We start from the raw sequence: 14,228 nt of genomic DNA on the forward strand, positions 1-14,228 counted from the left end.
AGAGTCTTACCCACCCGAGGGAAATCTGCAACACTGACACGGTGGAAGATCGGAAACAGCTGCAGGCCGAACTGGTGGATCTGCTGCGCCTCTACAGCATCGAGGCGCAGCACGTGGCGAACGCCTTCGCCCACCTCCAGGGCCTGCATCACACGGACCTGCAGGCCCTGGCCGCGGTCATGCACGCGGAGCGCCGTGACGACCCACTGACCCCGGGCCGCCTCGGTCAGCAGCTCGGGCTCTCGTCGGGGGCCACCACGGCGGTCATCGACCGCCTGGAGAAGGTCGGTCATCTGCGGCGTACGAGGGAGAGCGCCGACCGCCGGGTCGTTCATCTGCGCTACTCCGCGCCGGCGATGGCCCTGGCCCGGCAGTTCTTCGAGCCGCTCGGCGCCCGCAGCCACGCCGTGATGGACCAGTTCAGCGTGGACGAGCTGGCGATGGTCAGGCGGTTCCTGGCCGGGATGCTGGAGGCGGTCTCGGAGCATCATCGCTCCCTAACTCCTACCGGCGACGCCTGACCTGCACCCGGCCCGCGGCCGATCAGTCACACGGTCACGTCGAGGTGATTCTGCAGCGTGCGGCGGCTGTCCATGACGGCCGCCCGGTCGGCCGCGATGACCTTCTTGTCGGCCCGGGCGACCACGTCGGTGGTCAGTTGCAGGCAGTCCTTGCGCAGGTGAACCAGCGTCGCGTGGGTGGCCCAGGGGGAGGGGCCGATGCTCATGCTCATGGCGATTCCTTTCGCTCCACATTTGCAACCGCCTAGATCGGACGCCGTCCGCCCCGGTTGAACCCCCGCGCTCGTGGTCTGTGCCACTTTCCGGCTCGCTATATACCGGGTGTATACCCTCGGTGTAGATTTCGTGGGTATGAGCGTTCCATTGACGTTGCTGGGTCTGCTCGAACGCGAGCCGAGCCACGGATACGACCTCAAGCGCGACTACGACACGTATTTCGGCCGCGGCAAGTCCCTGCCGTTCGGCCAGGTCTACTCGACGCTGTCCCGGCTCGCCCGCGACGGCAAGGTGGTGATGGACGAGATCGCGGCCGGCGGCGGCCCCGACCGCAAGCGCTACGTCATCACCGAGTCCGGCGCCACCGAGGTGAACGCCTGGCTCACCGAGCCGGTCGCGGCCGAACCCCACCTGCAGAGCGTGCTGTTCGCCAAGGTGGTGCTGGCCCTCATGCTAGACCGCCCGGCGCAGGAGTACCTCGACACCCAGCGCCGGGCCCACCTGGCCCGGATGCGCGAGCTCACCGAGATCAAGCGGTCCGGCGGCCTCGTCGACGGCCTGCTGGCCGACCACGGCCTGTTCCACCTCGAGGCCGACCTGCGCTGGATCGACACGACCGCGGCCCGCCTGGACGCGCTGCGCGAGCAGGTGAGGTCGTGACGGCGGCACTGCGCGCGGAACGCGTGTCGCTCTCCTTCGGCGACACCCCGGCCCTGCGCGGGGCCGAGTTCGCGGCCGACCCGGGAGAGATCGTCGCCATCATGGGGCCGAGCGGCTCCGGCAAGTCGACGCTGCTGCACTGCCTGGCCGGCATCCTGGTGCCCGACGAGGGCGAGATCCGGGTGGACGGGCAGCGCCTCGACACCATGAGCGAGGCGGACCGCAGCGCCTTGCGCCGCGACCGGTTCGGCTTCGTCTTCCAGTTCGGCCAGCTCGTGCCCGAGCTGACCGCCGCCGAGAACGTCGCGCTTCCGCTGCTGCTGTCCGGGACGCGGCGCGGTGAGGCGGTGAAGCGCGCGGAGAAGGAGCTGTCCCGGCTCGGTCTGGACGGGCTGGGCGGGCGCCGCTCGGGCGAGCTGTCCGGCGGGCAGGCCCAGCGGGTGGCCCTGGCGCGAGCGCTCGCCGGATCGCCCCGGGTGATCTTCGCGGACGAGCCGACCGGATCGCTGGACTCGCTCACCGGCGAGCAGGTGATGGACCTGCTGGTCGGCGCGGCCCGCGAGCAGGGCACCACCGTCGTCATCGTCACCCACGACGCCCGGGTGGCGGCCTACGCGGACCGCGAGGTGATGGTCCGCGACGGGCGCGTGACCTCACCGGTGGGGTTGTCGTGATCCGGCTCGGCCTGCGGATGGCGCTCGGCCGCGACGGCCTGGGGCGTCTCGGACTGATCGGCGGGGCCGTCGCGACCGGCGTCGCCATGCTGCTCGGCGTGCTCGCGGGGGTCAACGCCGTGCAGGCCCAGAACCTGCGCTACTCGTGGCTCAACAGCGGCGTGACCAGCGCCGCCACCGGCCCCGCGGCGAAAGACCCGGCTTGGTGGGCGCCTCGGCAGGACTACTTCCAGGGACGCTCCGTCATCCGGATCGACGTGGCGCCGACCGGTCCGTCGGGCCCGGTGCCGCCAGGGATGCCCGCGCTGCCCTCGGCCGGCTCCTACTACGCGTCGCCGGCGCTGACGAAACTGATCGCGACAACGCCGGCGGACCGGCTCGGCGACCGGTTCCCCGGGAGGCAGGCCGGCGTGATCGGCACGTCCGCCCTGCCGGGGCCGGATGCCCTGATCATCGTGGTCGGCCTGACGGAGGCCGAGGTCCGCGCGAGGGACGGCGCGGTCCGGATCGACCGGATCGTCTCGGTCTCCCCGTCGTCGTGCGACGGCTGCTACATCGGCATCGGCGGTGAGGCGCTCACCCTGACCCTGGGCGTCGTCGGGGTGGCGCTGCTCTTCCCGCTGCTCATGTTCGTCGGCACGGCCACCCGGCTCGCGGCGGCCCGGCGCGAGCAGCGCTTCGCCGCGATGCGGCTGCTCGGCGCGACACCGCGTCAGGTGTCCACATTGGCCACCGTGGAGTCGGCCGTGGCGGCCGGGCTGGGCACGGTGGCCGGGTTCGGGCTCTATGCGCCCGTACGGACGGGCCTGTCGCACATTCCGTTCACGGGCGAGCGCTTCTTCGCGTCCCACCTGACGCTCACCTGGGCCCAGATCGTGGCCGTGGCGATCGGGGTGCCGCTCGGCGCCGCCGTGGCGGCCCGGCTCGCCCTGCGCCGGGTCCGGATCTCCCCGCTCGGCGTGACCCGCCGGGCCACCCCGCGCCCGCCTCGCGCGTGGCGCCTGGTGCCCTTGGCGGCCGGGCTGGCCGAACTGGCCTGGTTCGTGGGGCGGCGGCCGTCCACCTCGGACGGGCAACTCCTCGCGTACCTCTCCGGAATCTTCGTGGTGATGACCGGCCTGGTCGTCGCCGGGCCCTATCTGATACTGCTCGGCTCGAAGGCTATGGCCCGCTGGTCACGACACCCGGCCGGGCTGATCGCCGGGCGGCGCCTGGCCGACGATCCGCGCACCGGCTTCCGGGCGGTCAGCGGGCTGATGCTGGCTCTGTTCGTCACCAGCGTGGCCACCGGCGTCATCGGCACGATGATGGCGGGGCAGGGCGACCGCTCGGACTCGGCCCGCAAACTGTCCATGACGTCCCTTCCGCACGATCAGGCGCCGGGGGAGAAGGACCTGGCCGCCCTCGCCGCGGTCGACGGTGTGGACCACGTCCAGATCGTGCGCTACGACGAGAACCGCGGCGAGAACGGCCTGCCCGGCCTGATCTCGTGCGCCGACCTGGCCGCCCTGCGCGACTACGGCCGCTGCGCGCCCGGGGCCGAGGTGGCCCGGGTCTTCTCCGACCTGAGCGCTCCCGACGGCGTACCCCCGCATTGGGAGACAGCCCCGGTGAGCGCGGCGTCCCTGGCCGCCCGCCCGGCATTGTCGCTGGTGGTCCTCACCGACGGATCGCCGGCGGCGGTCGAGCGCTCGCGCACCATCCTGGAATCGGCCTTCCCGGCGTCGCGCCCGCCGCTGACCGACCGGGAGTGGAACACCGACTTCGCCCGCACCCTGGTCCAGTTCCAGCGCCTGGCCGACATCGTCGTCGTCACCAGCCTGGTCATCGCCGGCTGCGCCCTGGCCGTGGCGGTCACCGGCGGGCTCAACGAACGCAGGCGCCCGTTCAGCCTGCTGCGCCTGGCCGGCGTCCGGCTGGCCGAGCTCCGCCGCGTCGTGGCCCTGGAGAGCGCCGTCCCGCTGCTGGCCGTCTCCGTCGTGGCCATCGGGGCCGGTTTCCTGTCGGCCCACCTGTTCCTGCGCTCGCAGTTGCAGGACAACCTGGTCGCACCGCCCGCCTCCTACTACGCCCTGGTGAGTCTCGGCCTGGCCCTCTCCCTCGGGCTGATCACCTCCACCATGCCCCTGCTGCGGCGCGTCACCGGCCCCGACACCGTTCGCAACGAATAGCCGCGGGGAGCCGGGGTATGACCCCGGCTCCACCGGAGTTGCGAAGGAGTACCAGTGACCCCCCTTGCCCTGCCGGGCGTCGTGCTGGGCGCCGGCCTCGGCGGTTTCGTCGACGGCATCCTGCTGCATCAGCTGCTGCAATGGCATCACCTGCTCACCAGCACCGGCCGCTACCCGGCCGACACGGTCGAGGGCCTGAAGATGAACACCCTCGCCGACGGGCTCTTCCACACCCTCACCTGGCTGGCCGTCCTGATCGGCATCGGCCTGCTCTACTCCCGGGTGACCTCGAACCGGGGCCGCGCCTGGGCGTCGGGGGCGCTGTGGGGCTGGATCCTGGTCGGCTGGGGCGTGTTCAACCTCGTCGAAGGCCTCGTCGACCATCAGATCCTCGGCATCCACCACGTCCGCACCGGCCCCCACCAGCTCGCCTGGGACCTCGGCTTCCTGGCCTTCGGCGCCGCGCTGGTCGCGATCGGCTGGCTGGTGCAGCGGCGCGCGCCCGTCCTCGACCGCGCGTGACCCACGACCATCAGGCGAACGGCGGCCTGATCCTGCTGGCCGTCGCCGTCGGGTACGAAATCCTGGCCACTCTCGACCGGCGGCCCTGGCCGTGGTGGCGGACCGCCTTCTTCCTCACCGGCTGCGCCGCGCTGGCCGCCGGGTTCGCCCCGTGGCCACCCGATTTCCGCGCCCACATGCTGCAACACCTGCTCATCGGCATGCTGGCCCCGCTCTTGCTCGTCCTCGGCGCGCCGGTCACTCTCCTTCTGCGTACGCTGCCCCGCCCGGCCGCCCGCGCGGTCGGCCGCCTGATGCGCCACCGCTTCGTGCACGCCGTGGCCCACCCGGTCGTCGCCCTGACCCTCAACCTCGGCGGCCTGGCCCTCCTCTTCCTCACCCCGTTGTACGCCGCGACCAGGGATGAGCCTCGGCTGCATCTCCTCGTCCACCTCCACTTCCTGCTCGCCGGCTACCTGTTCGCGTGGGTGATCGCCGGCCCCGACCCCGCGCCGAAGCGCCCCTCGGTGCCCACCCGCCTCGTCATCCTCGGCGTCGCCATCGCCTTCCACTCGATCCTGTCCCAGCTGATGTACGCGGGCGTCCTCGTCGACCTGCCCGTCGGTGCGGATGAGCGCCGGGGCGGGGCCGAGCTCATGTACTACGGCGGCGACCTCGCCGAGCTGCTGCTGGCCGCCGCCCTGGTGGCCGGCTGGCGGCGGCTCCCCGACCGCACCCGGCCGCGACTCCACCGGGACCCGTACGCCACCGATCTCGGAGGGTGTGCTTAGCGAACTCGTTCTCGATCGTGCCGGTGACCTGCTCGGCAGCGGCCGCGCCGGCCAGGCCGCGTCCCTGCTGGCGCCCGTAGTGGGTCGCGAGCCGGGCAACGCCGGCGCCTGGCTGCTGCTGGCCCGGGCCCACCTGGCGCTCGGCCGGCCGGCCGACGCGCTCGAGGCGGCCCGGGCCGCGCTCGGCCTGCGCCCGGGCGGGATCGAGGCCCTCTACTGGGTGAGCGCGTCCTACACCGCCCTGGGCCGGCACGAGCTGGCCGTCACCGCGGCCGTCGCCGCCTGCGACGAGGACCCGGGCAACCCCCGGCTGGCCGAGCGGCACGGGCGGGCCCTGCTGGCCGCCGGCCGGGTCGCCGAGGCCGAGCTGGTGCTGGCCGCCCACGCCGAGTTCGCCCACTACGACGCGGAGCTGCGGGTCGCGTACGGAATGGCTCTGTTCGCCGCCGGCCGTCCGCTGAGCGCCCGCGAGGCGTACGGGAAAGCCCTGAATCTCGATCCCGGCAACGCGGTGGCCCTGGCCGAACTGCGCCGGCTGACCGCGGCCGAGCGGCGGATCACCGACGCCGGCTCGCTGGTCCGGGTGTGCGACGAGTTCGCCGAGGCGCTGCGCGTCCCGGCCGGCGGTCACCGGCCGCGGCCGGCGCGGGACGTGCTGTCCCACGTGGCCGCGGTGACCTTCGGGGTCAGCCTGGCCACCATGGTGGTGCTGGCCGTCCTGATCCGCCTGGCCGGGGCCGAGGTGCCGATGCCGTTGCTGATCGCCGTCTTCGCCCTCGCCGGCTCGGCGGCCTGCCTGACGGCCGTGACCCGCCGCCGTCAGCCCTCGTCGCGCAGCTTCTCCCGGACCCGCGACAAGTCCTGACGGCTCAGCCGTCCTCGCGCAGCTTCTCCAGGACGCGCGACCAGTCCTGACGGCTCAGCCGTCCTCGCGCAGCTTCTCCAGGACGCGCGACAAGTCCTGACGGTCGGCCGGGTCCAGGGCGGCGAACAGCCGCTCGCTCGCCGCCTGCCGGGCGGCCTGGATCTCGGTGTTCACCGCCGTGCCGTGCTCGGTCAGCGTGACCAGCACGGCCCGGCGGTCGGCCGGGTCGGGCCGCCGCTCGACCAGTCCCCGCTGCTGAAGGTCGTCGGCCACCTCGGTGGCCGAGCGGGGTGCGATCCGCAGGTGCTCGGCCAGGCTGCTCAGGCGCAGGTCGCCGTGGCGGGCCAGCACGTTCATGGCGCGGCCCTGCGACGGCGACAGGTCCCACGGCTCGAGCGCGACCCGCGTCCGGTGCCGTAGCCGCCGGGCCACCGCCCAGAAGGCCTCGGACAGACTCTCCTCCTCGTGCACGGGGAATACCGTACCAGCGATTACCGTTGTAGCCTCACGTTGAGGTAACCTCAGTAATCCGTACGGCATGAGAGAAGGTCGCACTTGGCCAGCCGCAAGAAACCCACCCAGGCCGAGATCGCGCAGGCGAAGAGTGTCTCCCTGCGCCGCATCGGCGCCCTGTTCACCGGACACCGCTGGCCCCTCGGGGTCGTCGTGTTCACCATCATCGCCTCGTCCCTCGTGGGCCTGGCCTCCCCGTTCCTGCTGCGCGAGGTCATCGACGTCGCGCTCCCGCACAACGACGTCCGCCTGCTGGTCTGGCTCGTCATCGGCATGGTCGTGGTCGCCGCCGTCACCGCCGCCCTCGGCGTCGTGCAGACGTGGATCTCCACCGCGATCGGCCAGAAGGTGATGCACCGGCTGCGCGTCGACGTCTTCGCGCACCTGCAGCGCCAGTCGATCGGGTTCTTCACCCGCACCCGCACCGGCGAGGTCCAGTCGCGCATCACCAACGACATCGGCGGCATGGAGTCGGTGGTCACCTCCACCGCCACCTCGATCGCCTCGAACCTCACCACGGTCGTCGCCACAGCGGTCGCCATGGCCGCCCTCAGCTGGCAACTCTCGCTGGTCACGCTCGTCGTGCTGCCGCCGGCCATCTGGCTGACGCGCCGCGTCGCGACCATGCGCCGCTCCATCACCGCCCAGCGCCAGCGGGAACTGGCCGACCTGAACGTCATCATCGAGGAGGGCCTGTCCATCGGCGGCGTACAGCTGTCGAAGACGATGGGCACCGGCCCGGCCCAGGTCGAGCGCTTCACCGCCTCGTCGAACCGGCTCATCGACCTCGAGCTGCGCTCCGAGCTGGCCGGCCGCTGGCGGATGGCCTCGATGAGCATCGTCTTCGCCGCCATCCCGGCGGTCATCTACCTCGCCGCGGGCCTGCCGTTCAGCGCCGGCTCGATGAGCATCGGCACCCTGGTCGCGTTCACCGCCCTGCAGTCGAGCATCTTCCGCCCGCTCATGGGCCTGCTCAACGTGCAGGTGACGGTCACCAGCTCGCTCGCCCTGTTCGCGCGCATCTTCGAATATCTCGACCTTCCGGTCGAGGTCGAGGAGCCGGCGGCGCCCGTGCGGCTGACGGCGGCGCGGGGCCACCTGCGCTTCGAGGACGTGACTTTCTCGTACGCCAACAGCGGCGCCGCCGCCATCGCCGGCGTCAACCTCGACGTCCCGGCCGGCAGCTCCCTGGCCCTGGTGGGGGAGACCGGCAGCGGCAAGAGCACCCTCGCGGCGCTCATCGCCCGCCTCTACGACCCGACCTCGGGCCGGGTCACGATCGACGGCGTCGACCTGCGCGACCTGTCCTTCGCCGACCTGGCCGCCACCGTCGGCGTGGTCAGCCAGGAGACGTACCTGCTGCACACGACCGTGCGGGAGAACCTGCGCTACGCCAAGCCGGACGCCACCGACGCCGAGATCGAGACGGCCGCGAAGGCCGCGCAGATCCACGACGTCATCGCGGCCCTGCCCGACGGCTACGACACCATGGTCGGCTCCCGCGGCCACCGGTTCTCCGGCGGCGAGAAACAGCGCATCGCCATCGCCCGGACCCTGCTGCGCGACCCGCGGATCCTCGTGCTCGACGAGGCCACGAGCGCGCTCGACAACGAGACCGAGCGCGCCGTGCAGAAGGCCTTCGACGCGCTCTCGCGGGGCCGGACCACGGTGACCATCGCGCACCGCCTCTCGACGATCCGCGACGCCGACCAGATCGCCGTGGTCGACCACGGGCGGATCCTCGAGTCCGGCACCCACGACAGCCTGCTCGGCGAGGGCGGCCGGTACGCCGTACTCACTTCTTCTTAGATTTCTTGCCCTTCTTGCCGCCGGGCTCGCCCGGCACCGGCAGCGGCGGCGCGCTCTTGGCGTAGTCCACGACGATCGGCATGCCGATCCGGACCAGTTCCTTGGCCCGCCGCTGCACGTCCTCGGCCGTCTGGGCCTGCGTCACCGGCACGTGAATGGCGACGTGGCCGACGAAGTTGACCAGGTCGTCGACGGTGCCGGGGAAGATGTGGCAGAGCTGGGCGGCGGCGAGCAGCTGCGATTCCGGTACGCCGGCGACGTGCTCGGCCATGCCGGCCTGCCACGCCGTCGGGTGCACCAGGTACCCGGCGGGCAGCCGGCCCGGGCCGCCGATGCCGGCCAGCGCGAGAGCCCGGTTGCCCTTGCCGGGCTTGCCGGCGCTCACGATGTAGAGGAAGCCGGCGCCGCCCAGGATCCCGCAGACGATCAGGGCGGCCGTCGCGTTGTTGGCCCCGGCCATGATGATCAGGAACAGCACGACGATGATGAGCGCGCCCGCCATCATCTCCGGGGTGCCGTCGCGGGCCTCGTCGTCCTCGGCGTTCGCGACGCAGCGTTCCAGGATGCCCTCGTAGATGCGGTCCTGGGGTTTCCAGTGGTCCTCGCGCACCGGCATCGCGCGCAGCGTCGTGGTCTGACCCATCCGTGGGTCCCCCTCCATCAGCGGTCCTTGTGACCACGGATATCGGGTACGGCGGCGCCGACCTTAGTCAGTTCTCCACGCAGAATTCGTTGCCTTCCGGGTCCCGCATGACGATCAGGCCGTGCGCCTCCCAGGCGAAGGTGGCGCCGAGCCCTTCGAGCCGCTCGCGCTCGGCCGGGATGTCGGCCGCCCGCAGGTCGAAGTGCATCCGAAGCTTGCCCGTCTTGGGCTCGGGGACGCGCTGGAACCACAGGTTGGGCCCACCCCAGCCGGGCGCCTCGACGTACGCCTTGTCGCTCGTCGAATCCTCGTCGAGCTCGCCGCCGAGGACCCCGGCCCAGAAGCGGGCCACCACCAGCGCGTCCTGGCAATCGAAGGTGATGCTCTTGACGTACGTCATGGCTCCGTACGGTAGCGCTCGGAGAACACGACCTCCTCCAGAGGCCGCCGCTTGGGCTGCGACCACTTGCCCCGAGCCGGGTAGCCGAGCGGGATGAGCGCCATGGTGAGCGCGTCGGCGGGAAGGCCGAGCAGGTCCCGTACGCCGTCCTCGTGTCCCATGTAGAGAGTGGTCAGCGTGGAGCCGATGCCGTACGCGCGGGCGGCCAGCATCAGCTGCTGCACGGCGCCGTAGATGGACGAGCCCAGCCGCGGGTTCTTGCTGGCGGCCGCGCCCAGCAGCACCGGGAAGATCCAGACCGGCGCCTCCTCGAGGTGGTTGGCGAGGTGGTCGGCGGCCCGGAAACTGGCGGCGCTCATCCCGTTCGGGTCGTCGTTGTTCAGGATCTCCTCCCGCCGGCGGCCGTAGCTGGCCTCCCAGCCCTCCCGGTACCAGCCGGCGATCCGCTTCTTGACCTCGGCGTCCCGCACGACGATCCAGGCCCAGCCCTGCCGGTTGCCGCCGCTGGGCCCCCGGATCGCGGCGTCGAGGATCGCCCGCACGATCTCATCGCTGATCGGCTCGGCGGACAGGTAACGGCGGGCGGGCGTGGTGTGCAGCGCCTCGAGCAACGGAAGATCATCGTTCGGCATGGCGCCTACAATTCCATCTTCCTGGCCACGAGGGCCATCTGCTCGGCATAGTGCTGGATGAATTCGGGGTTCTTCGGGTCGGTCTGGCAGAGCCCCGCGATGACCTGAGGGATCGTGGTCGGCGCCATGGCGGCGGCCATCAACATGACGAGCAGGCAGGCCGGGTCGACGTCCGGATCGTCAGCCGTCCGGGCCGCGATCTGCTCGACCCCACGAGCAAGCATGGCGGTCCGCTGCTCCCGCCCGGGATCGACGCCAACGCTGCTGCCGCTGCCGCTCCTGCCGCTCCTGCCGCTCCTGCTGCTGCCGCTGCCATCGGCATCGCCGCTGCTGCCATCGGCATCGCCGCTGCCATCGCCGCTGCCGTCGCCGTCGCCGTCGCCGTCGCCGTCGTATTGGAGGCCGGCCCAGGCGAGCATCCGTATGCCGTCCGGGTTGTGCAGGTTCTCCATCGCGTACCGCCGCAGCTGCTCGGGTAGCGGTGTGCCCGGTTCGGAGATCACGGCTTGCCGCTGCGCCCACTGCTCGTTCATCGCGCGGAACAGACCCTCCTTGCCGTCGAAGTAGTAGGAGAGCAGCTGCTGGTTGACGCCGGCACGTTCGGCGATGGCCCGAACGCGCGCGCCGGCATAGCCGTGCGCCGCGAACTCCTTGGCGGCCGCGTCCAAAATCTTCTGACGCGTGCGCTCGGCGTCGCGCTGACGCTCCTGCGGCTTCGGTGACCTGCGGGGACCTGGCACAGTCGCTCATTCTACGCATGAGCCAGTCAACCAAATGATTGATTAACTCAGCAACGCGTATGATACGGTGCGGCCATGCGAATACTCATCGCAGGCGCCGGCATAGGCGGTCTCGCCCTGGCCCACGCCTTGCGCCGGGGCGGCGCCGACGTCGCCATCTACGAACGCGACCCCTCACCGCGAACGCGCGACCAGGGTTACCGGCTCCACATCGACCCGAACGGCAACGCCGCCCTGCGCGCCTGCCTACCGACAGCGATCCTCGACCTGGCTCACCGAACCAGCGGCGCCTCCGGAGACCGGGTGGCGTTCTACACGCAGGACCTGATCGAGCTGTCGGCCCAGGTCTTCCCGAGCATCCCCCCGGCCGAAATCACCAACGTGGACCGCGCCACGTTCCGCCGAGCCCTGCTCACCGACCTGAACGTGACGTTCGGCCACACCGTGACCGGCTACGACATCACCCCATCCGGCCGCGTCCGCGTAGCCCTGAGCGCCACCGCGGCCGGCGCCGCCGGTGACACCCCCACGGCTGCTGCCGCGGCCGCCACCTCCAGCCCGGCCGCCACCTCCAGCCCGGCCGCCACCGCCACAGCCGTCTCCAACGCGGCTGCCACCGCCACAGCCACCTCCAGCGCAGCCGCCACCGCAAGCGTCAGCGCGGCCGCCACCGCTGGCGTCGCCAACACCGCCGCTGACAACAACGCTGGCGTCGCCGACACCGCCGCTGACCACACCGCTGGCGCGGCCGATATCGCTGCTTCAGCCAGTTCCCTTTCGGCGGGCGGCTCGCTCTCCGGCGACGGATCGTTCTTTGACGAAGGTGACCTGTTGGTCGGCGCGGATGGCGTCGGCTCGGCCGTGCGCCGGCAGTTGGCTCCGTCGGCCACCCTGCGCGATCTGGGCCTGCGATGTATCTACGGCCGGATGCCGCTGGCCGCCGCCGACCTTCCGCCGGACTTCGACCGAGGCTTCGCCTGGGTGTCCGGAGCGAACGGCTACGGTGCCGGGTTCGCCCCCGTGCGCTTTCGCACCCCGACCGGCGTCCCCGACTACCTGATGACCACCCTGGTCGCCCCCACCGCCGTACTGGGTGAGCTCGATCGTCCCTCCGAGGCGCTGCGGCAGATCTGTCTCGACGCGAGCGCGACCTGGCATCCGGCCGTCCGGCACCTGTTCGCCGCCGCCGACCCCACGTCGTTCTTCCCGATCGTCCTGCGCGCCGGCACGCGCCTCACCCCGTGGTCACCCGGCCCGGTGACTCTGCTCGGCGACGCCATCCACACCATGCCGCCGGCCGGCGGCGTCGGAGCCAACACCGCCCTGCAGGACGCCGCCCTGCTCGCGGCCGAACTGCTCTCCGGCAAGCCCCTTCTCGAAGCCGTGGCCGCGTATGAGTCAGTCATGCTTCCGCGTGGCTTCGACACCATCGACAGCTCCGTCCGCATGATCGGCCAGATGGTCCCGCCACCCAGCGCGCGCCCGTAGCCGCAGCAATGCACCGACCGCACAACAGGTCACCCCCGTGCCATCGTCACCTCAGTGCCGCCGGAGCGCCGCCCGTAACGGCGAAGCGCGCGAGCGCTCCTCACAGCGGCACGCGAGCGCCCCGGGCCCCAAGCGTTCCGCCCCGGATCGCAAATGATGCTGATGACCACCCCGCGCCAAGGGCTTCATCGTGCCCAGCGGCACCGTGCCCAGCGGCACCGTGCCCAGCGGCACCGTGCCCAGCGGCACCGTGCCCAGCGGCACCGTGCCTTGGGGAAGGCGCGCCTGAGAGGAAGGCTTGCCTGGACAACGGCGTACGACATCTAATCGCTGGATTGCCCGGGCTCGAACGCGGAGGCGGGCGAATCAGCCACCGGGGACAGGGCGATGGCAGCGGGTCATCTCCCTACGCCGGGTCGCGGCCGGCGTAGCGGCCGGCGGGCCGGAAGCGGGACGGACGGTCCCCGTACTCCTCAAGAGCGTGAGCCAGCCACCCGGCCGTCCGGGCCACCGCGAAGATCGTCTCGCCGGCGTCCGGCGTCATGCCCCGATCGAGGGTGAGCGCGGCCAGGGCCAGGTCGACATTGGGGTGTACGCCGGACCGGTCGCGCATCGCGGCGGCGATCCTCCGGGCGCGGGCCGCGGCCGGGCCGTCGCGGTCCAGCAGGACCTTCGCGCGCGGGTCGCCGTCCGGATAGAGGTGATGCCCGAAGCCGGGGATCGGCTCGCCCGCGCGCAGGCGGCTCGCCACGGCCTCGACCGGATCGCGCCGCGACAGGGCGTCGGCCAGCAGTTCGTGGGCCAGCCCGCTGGCGGCGCCGTGCAGCGGCCCGTCGAGGGCGGCTAGCCCGGCGCTCACCACCGCGTAGGGATGCGCCCGGGTGGACGCCGCGACCCGCGCCGCCAGGGTCGAGGCGGCGATGTCATGGTCGGCCAGCAGCACCAGGGCGGCGTTGAGCAGGTCATGGTCGGCCGCCGAGCCGCGCTCACCGGTGAGCCGCGTCCACAACTCGGCCGCGAGTGTTGTTCCGGGTCCTGTTCGGGCCGGGCCGGGCAGGGCGGCGACCATCGTGGCCAGCAGCGCGCGGCCGGTGCTCACCACCGAGGCCGGCGTGATGTCGAAGCGCAACGGGTCGGCCGCCGCGGCCGCCGCGACGATCACCCGCAGACGGTCGGTGTGGCGGGCGGCGGCGGGCAGGGGAGCGGTGACGGCGGTGGCCAGGCCGAGCAGACCTTCCGGTGGTACGAGGTCGTGGTGCTCCAGGGTTCCGGTCCAGAGCAGGGTGGCGACCGACTCGAACGTGGCCGTGGCGGCCAGATCGACGGCGTCCCGTCCGCGGTAGAAGAGCCGGCCCCCGCTGATCAACGTGATGCCGGTCTGGATGTTCGGGGTGCCGCGGCCCTTGCGCTTGGCCTCGAAGGCCTCCACGTCGGCCCGCGTGAACAAGCTGACCTTGCCGTCGCCGTTGCGGACGCTGCGCAGCAGGCCACGGCTGACATACGCGTAGATGGTCGCGGGTTTGACACCCAGTCGCTGGGCGACCTGGCCGGTGGTCAGCGTGTCCATGTGCACATCCTCTCATGTTGACTGCATCAACATTGAC

16 protein-coding genes are annotated in these 14,228 nt (G+C 71.9%); 9 read left to right on the forward strand and 7 right to left on the reverse strand.

The genetic code is table 11. The features are described 5' to 3' along the window. Nucleotides 1-41 precede the first annotated feature (41 nt). Entirely contained in the window at nucleotides 42-521 is a 480-nt protein-coding gene (locus ACGFJ7_RS10975) for a MarR family transcriptional regulator (RefSeq protein ID WP_360249615.1), read from the forward strand. Between the two features lie 26 nt (nucleotides 522-547). On the opposite strand, the gene ACGFJ7_RS10980 is transcribed toward ACGFJ7_RS10975, so the two are convergent. Next, a complete protein-coding gene (locus ACGFJ7_RS10980) occupies nucleotides 548-733 on the reverse strand; it encodes a hypothetical protein (RefSeq protein ID WP_097321446.1) in 186 nt (61 codons plus the stop codon). A gap of 139 nt (nucleotides 734-872) precedes the next feature. Here ACGFJ7_RS10980 and ACGFJ7_RS10985 point away from each other — a divergent pair, with 139 nt between their 5' ends. The 6 genes from ACGFJ7_RS10985 to ACGFJ7_RS11010 are packed head-to-tail and all read left to right on the forward strand — an operon-like array spanning nucleotide 873 to nucleotide 6,399. Then, nucleotides 873-1,397, forward strand: a complete 525-nt coding sequence (locus ACGFJ7_RS10985) for a PadR family transcriptional regulator (RefSeq protein WP_360249611.1) — start codon at nucleotides 873-875, stop codon at nucleotides 1,395-1,397. Then, nucleotides 1,394-2,071, forward strand: a complete 678-nt coding sequence (locus ACGFJ7_RS10990) for an ABC transporter ATP-binding protein (RefSeq protein ID WP_392642033.1) — start codon at nucleotides 1,394-1,396, stop codon at nucleotides 2,069-2,071. The genes ACGFJ7_RS10985 and ACGFJ7_RS10990 overlap by 4 nt, the downstream gene beginning before the upstream one ends. Further along, a complete protein-coding gene (locus ACGFJ7_RS10995) occupies nucleotides 2,068-4,242 on the forward strand; it encodes an FtsX-like permease family protein (RefSeq protein WP_392642035.1) in 2,175 nt (724 codons plus the stop codon). Before ACGFJ7_RS10990 ends, ACGFJ7_RS10995 begins: the two co-directional genes overlap by 4 nt. A 54-nt stretch (nucleotides 4,243-4,296) precedes the next feature. Continuing rightward, nucleotides 4,297-4,764: a DUF2243 domain-containing protein gene (locus ACGFJ7_RS11000; RefSeq protein ID WP_360249602.1), complete on the forward strand. Its 468-nt coding sequence runs from the start codon at nucleotides 4,297-4,299 to the stop codon at nucleotides 4,762-4,764. Next, nucleotides 4,761-5,534 carry a cytochrome c oxidase assembly protein gene (locus ACGFJ7_RS11005; protein WP_360249599.1) on the forward strand — a complete coding sequence of 258 codons (774 nt, stop codon included), beginning with the start codon at nucleotides 4,761-4,763 and terminating at the stop codon, nucleotides 5,532-5,534. The genes ACGFJ7_RS11000 and ACGFJ7_RS11005 overlap by 4 nt, the downstream gene beginning before the upstream one ends. Then, entirely contained in the window at nucleotides 5,527-6,399 is an 873-nt protein-coding gene (locus ACGFJ7_RS11010; RefSeq protein WP_392642037.1) for a tetratricopeptide repeat protein, read from the forward strand. The genes ACGFJ7_RS11005 and ACGFJ7_RS11010 overlap by 8 nt, the downstream gene beginning before the upstream one ends. A 54-nt stretch (nucleotides 6,400-6,453) precedes the next feature. On the opposite strand, the gene ACGFJ7_RS11015 is transcribed toward ACGFJ7_RS11010, so the two are convergent. After that, nucleotides 6,454-6,870: a MarR family transcriptional regulator gene (locus ACGFJ7_RS11015; RefSeq protein WP_360249593.1), complete on the reverse strand. Its 417-nt coding sequence runs from the start codon at nucleotides 6,868-6,870 to the stop codon at nucleotides 6,454-6,456. A gap of 84 nt (nucleotides 6,871-6,954) precedes the next feature. Here ACGFJ7_RS11015 and ACGFJ7_RS11020 point away from each other — a divergent pair, with 84 nt between their 5' ends. Next, the gene (locus ACGFJ7_RS11020; RefSeq protein WP_392642040.1) at nucleotides 6,955-8,721 is read left to right on the forward strand and encodes an ABC transporter ATP-binding protein; all 1,767 of its coding nucleotides are present in this window, start codon (nucleotides 6,955-6,957) and stop codon (nucleotides 8,719-8,721) included. On the opposite strand, the gene ACGFJ7_RS11025 is transcribed toward ACGFJ7_RS11020, so the two are convergent. From ACGFJ7_RS11025 to ACGFJ7_RS11040, 4 genes are read right to left on the reverse strand one after another with little or no spacing between them, the layout of a single operon-like run. Beyond that, on the reverse strand, nucleotides 8,708-9,382 hold the full coding sequence (locus tag ACGFJ7_RS11025; protein ID WP_360249587.1) for a hypothetical protein: 675 nt from the start codon (nucleotides 9,380-9,382) through the stop codon (nucleotides 8,708-8,710). The genes ACGFJ7_RS11020 and ACGFJ7_RS11025 overlap by 14 nt on opposite strands. A 49-nt stretch (nucleotides 9,383-9,431) precedes the next feature. Then, nucleotides 9,432-9,764 carry a VOC family protein gene (locus ACGFJ7_RS11030; RefSeq protein ID WP_360249584.1) on the reverse strand — a complete coding sequence of 111 codons (333 nt, stop codon included), beginning with the start codon at nucleotides 9,762-9,764 and terminating at the stop codon, nucleotides 9,432-9,434. Further along, the gene (locus tag ACGFJ7_RS11035) at nucleotides 9,761-10,396 is read right to left on the reverse strand and encodes a nitroreductase family protein (RefSeq protein ID WP_360249580.1); all 636 of its coding nucleotides are present in this window, start codon (nucleotides 10,394-10,396) and stop codon (nucleotides 9,761-9,763) included. Before ACGFJ7_RS11035 ends, ACGFJ7_RS11030 begins: the two co-directional genes overlap by 4 nt. A gap of 5 nt (nucleotides 10,397-10,401) precedes the next feature. Then, nucleotides 10,402-11,136, reverse strand: coding sequence for a TetR/AcrR family transcriptional regulator (locus tag ACGFJ7_RS11040; RefSeq protein WP_392642043.1), 735 nt, complete (start codon nucleotides 11,134-11,136; stop codon nucleotides 10,402-10,404). Nucleotides 11,137-11,211: 75 nt separating this feature from the next. On the opposite strand from ACGFJ7_RS11040, the gene ACGFJ7_RS11045 reads away from it, so the two are divergent. Then, nucleotides 11,212-12,624, forward strand: coding sequence for an FAD-dependent monooxygenase (locus tag ACGFJ7_RS11045; protein WP_360249574.1), 1,413 nt, complete (start codon nucleotides 11,212-11,214; stop codon nucleotides 12,622-12,624). 406 nt (nucleotides 12,625-13,030) lie between these two features. Here ACGFJ7_RS11045 and ACGFJ7_RS11050 read toward each other — a convergent pair whose 3' ends face one another. Then, complete coding sequence (locus ACGFJ7_RS11050; RefSeq protein ID WP_360249571.1) at nucleotides 13,031-14,191, reverse strand: citrate synthase family protein; 1,161 nt, start codon at nucleotides 14,189-14,191, stop codon at nucleotides 13,031-13,033. Nucleotides 14,192-14,228 lie beyond the last annotated feature (37 nt).

Source organism: Actinoplanes sp. NPDC048988 (genome assembly GCF_043197815.1).
In the GTDB taxonomy this organism is placed as follows: Bacteria; Actinomycetota; Actinomycetes; order Mycobacteriales; family Micromonosporaceae; genus Actinoplanes.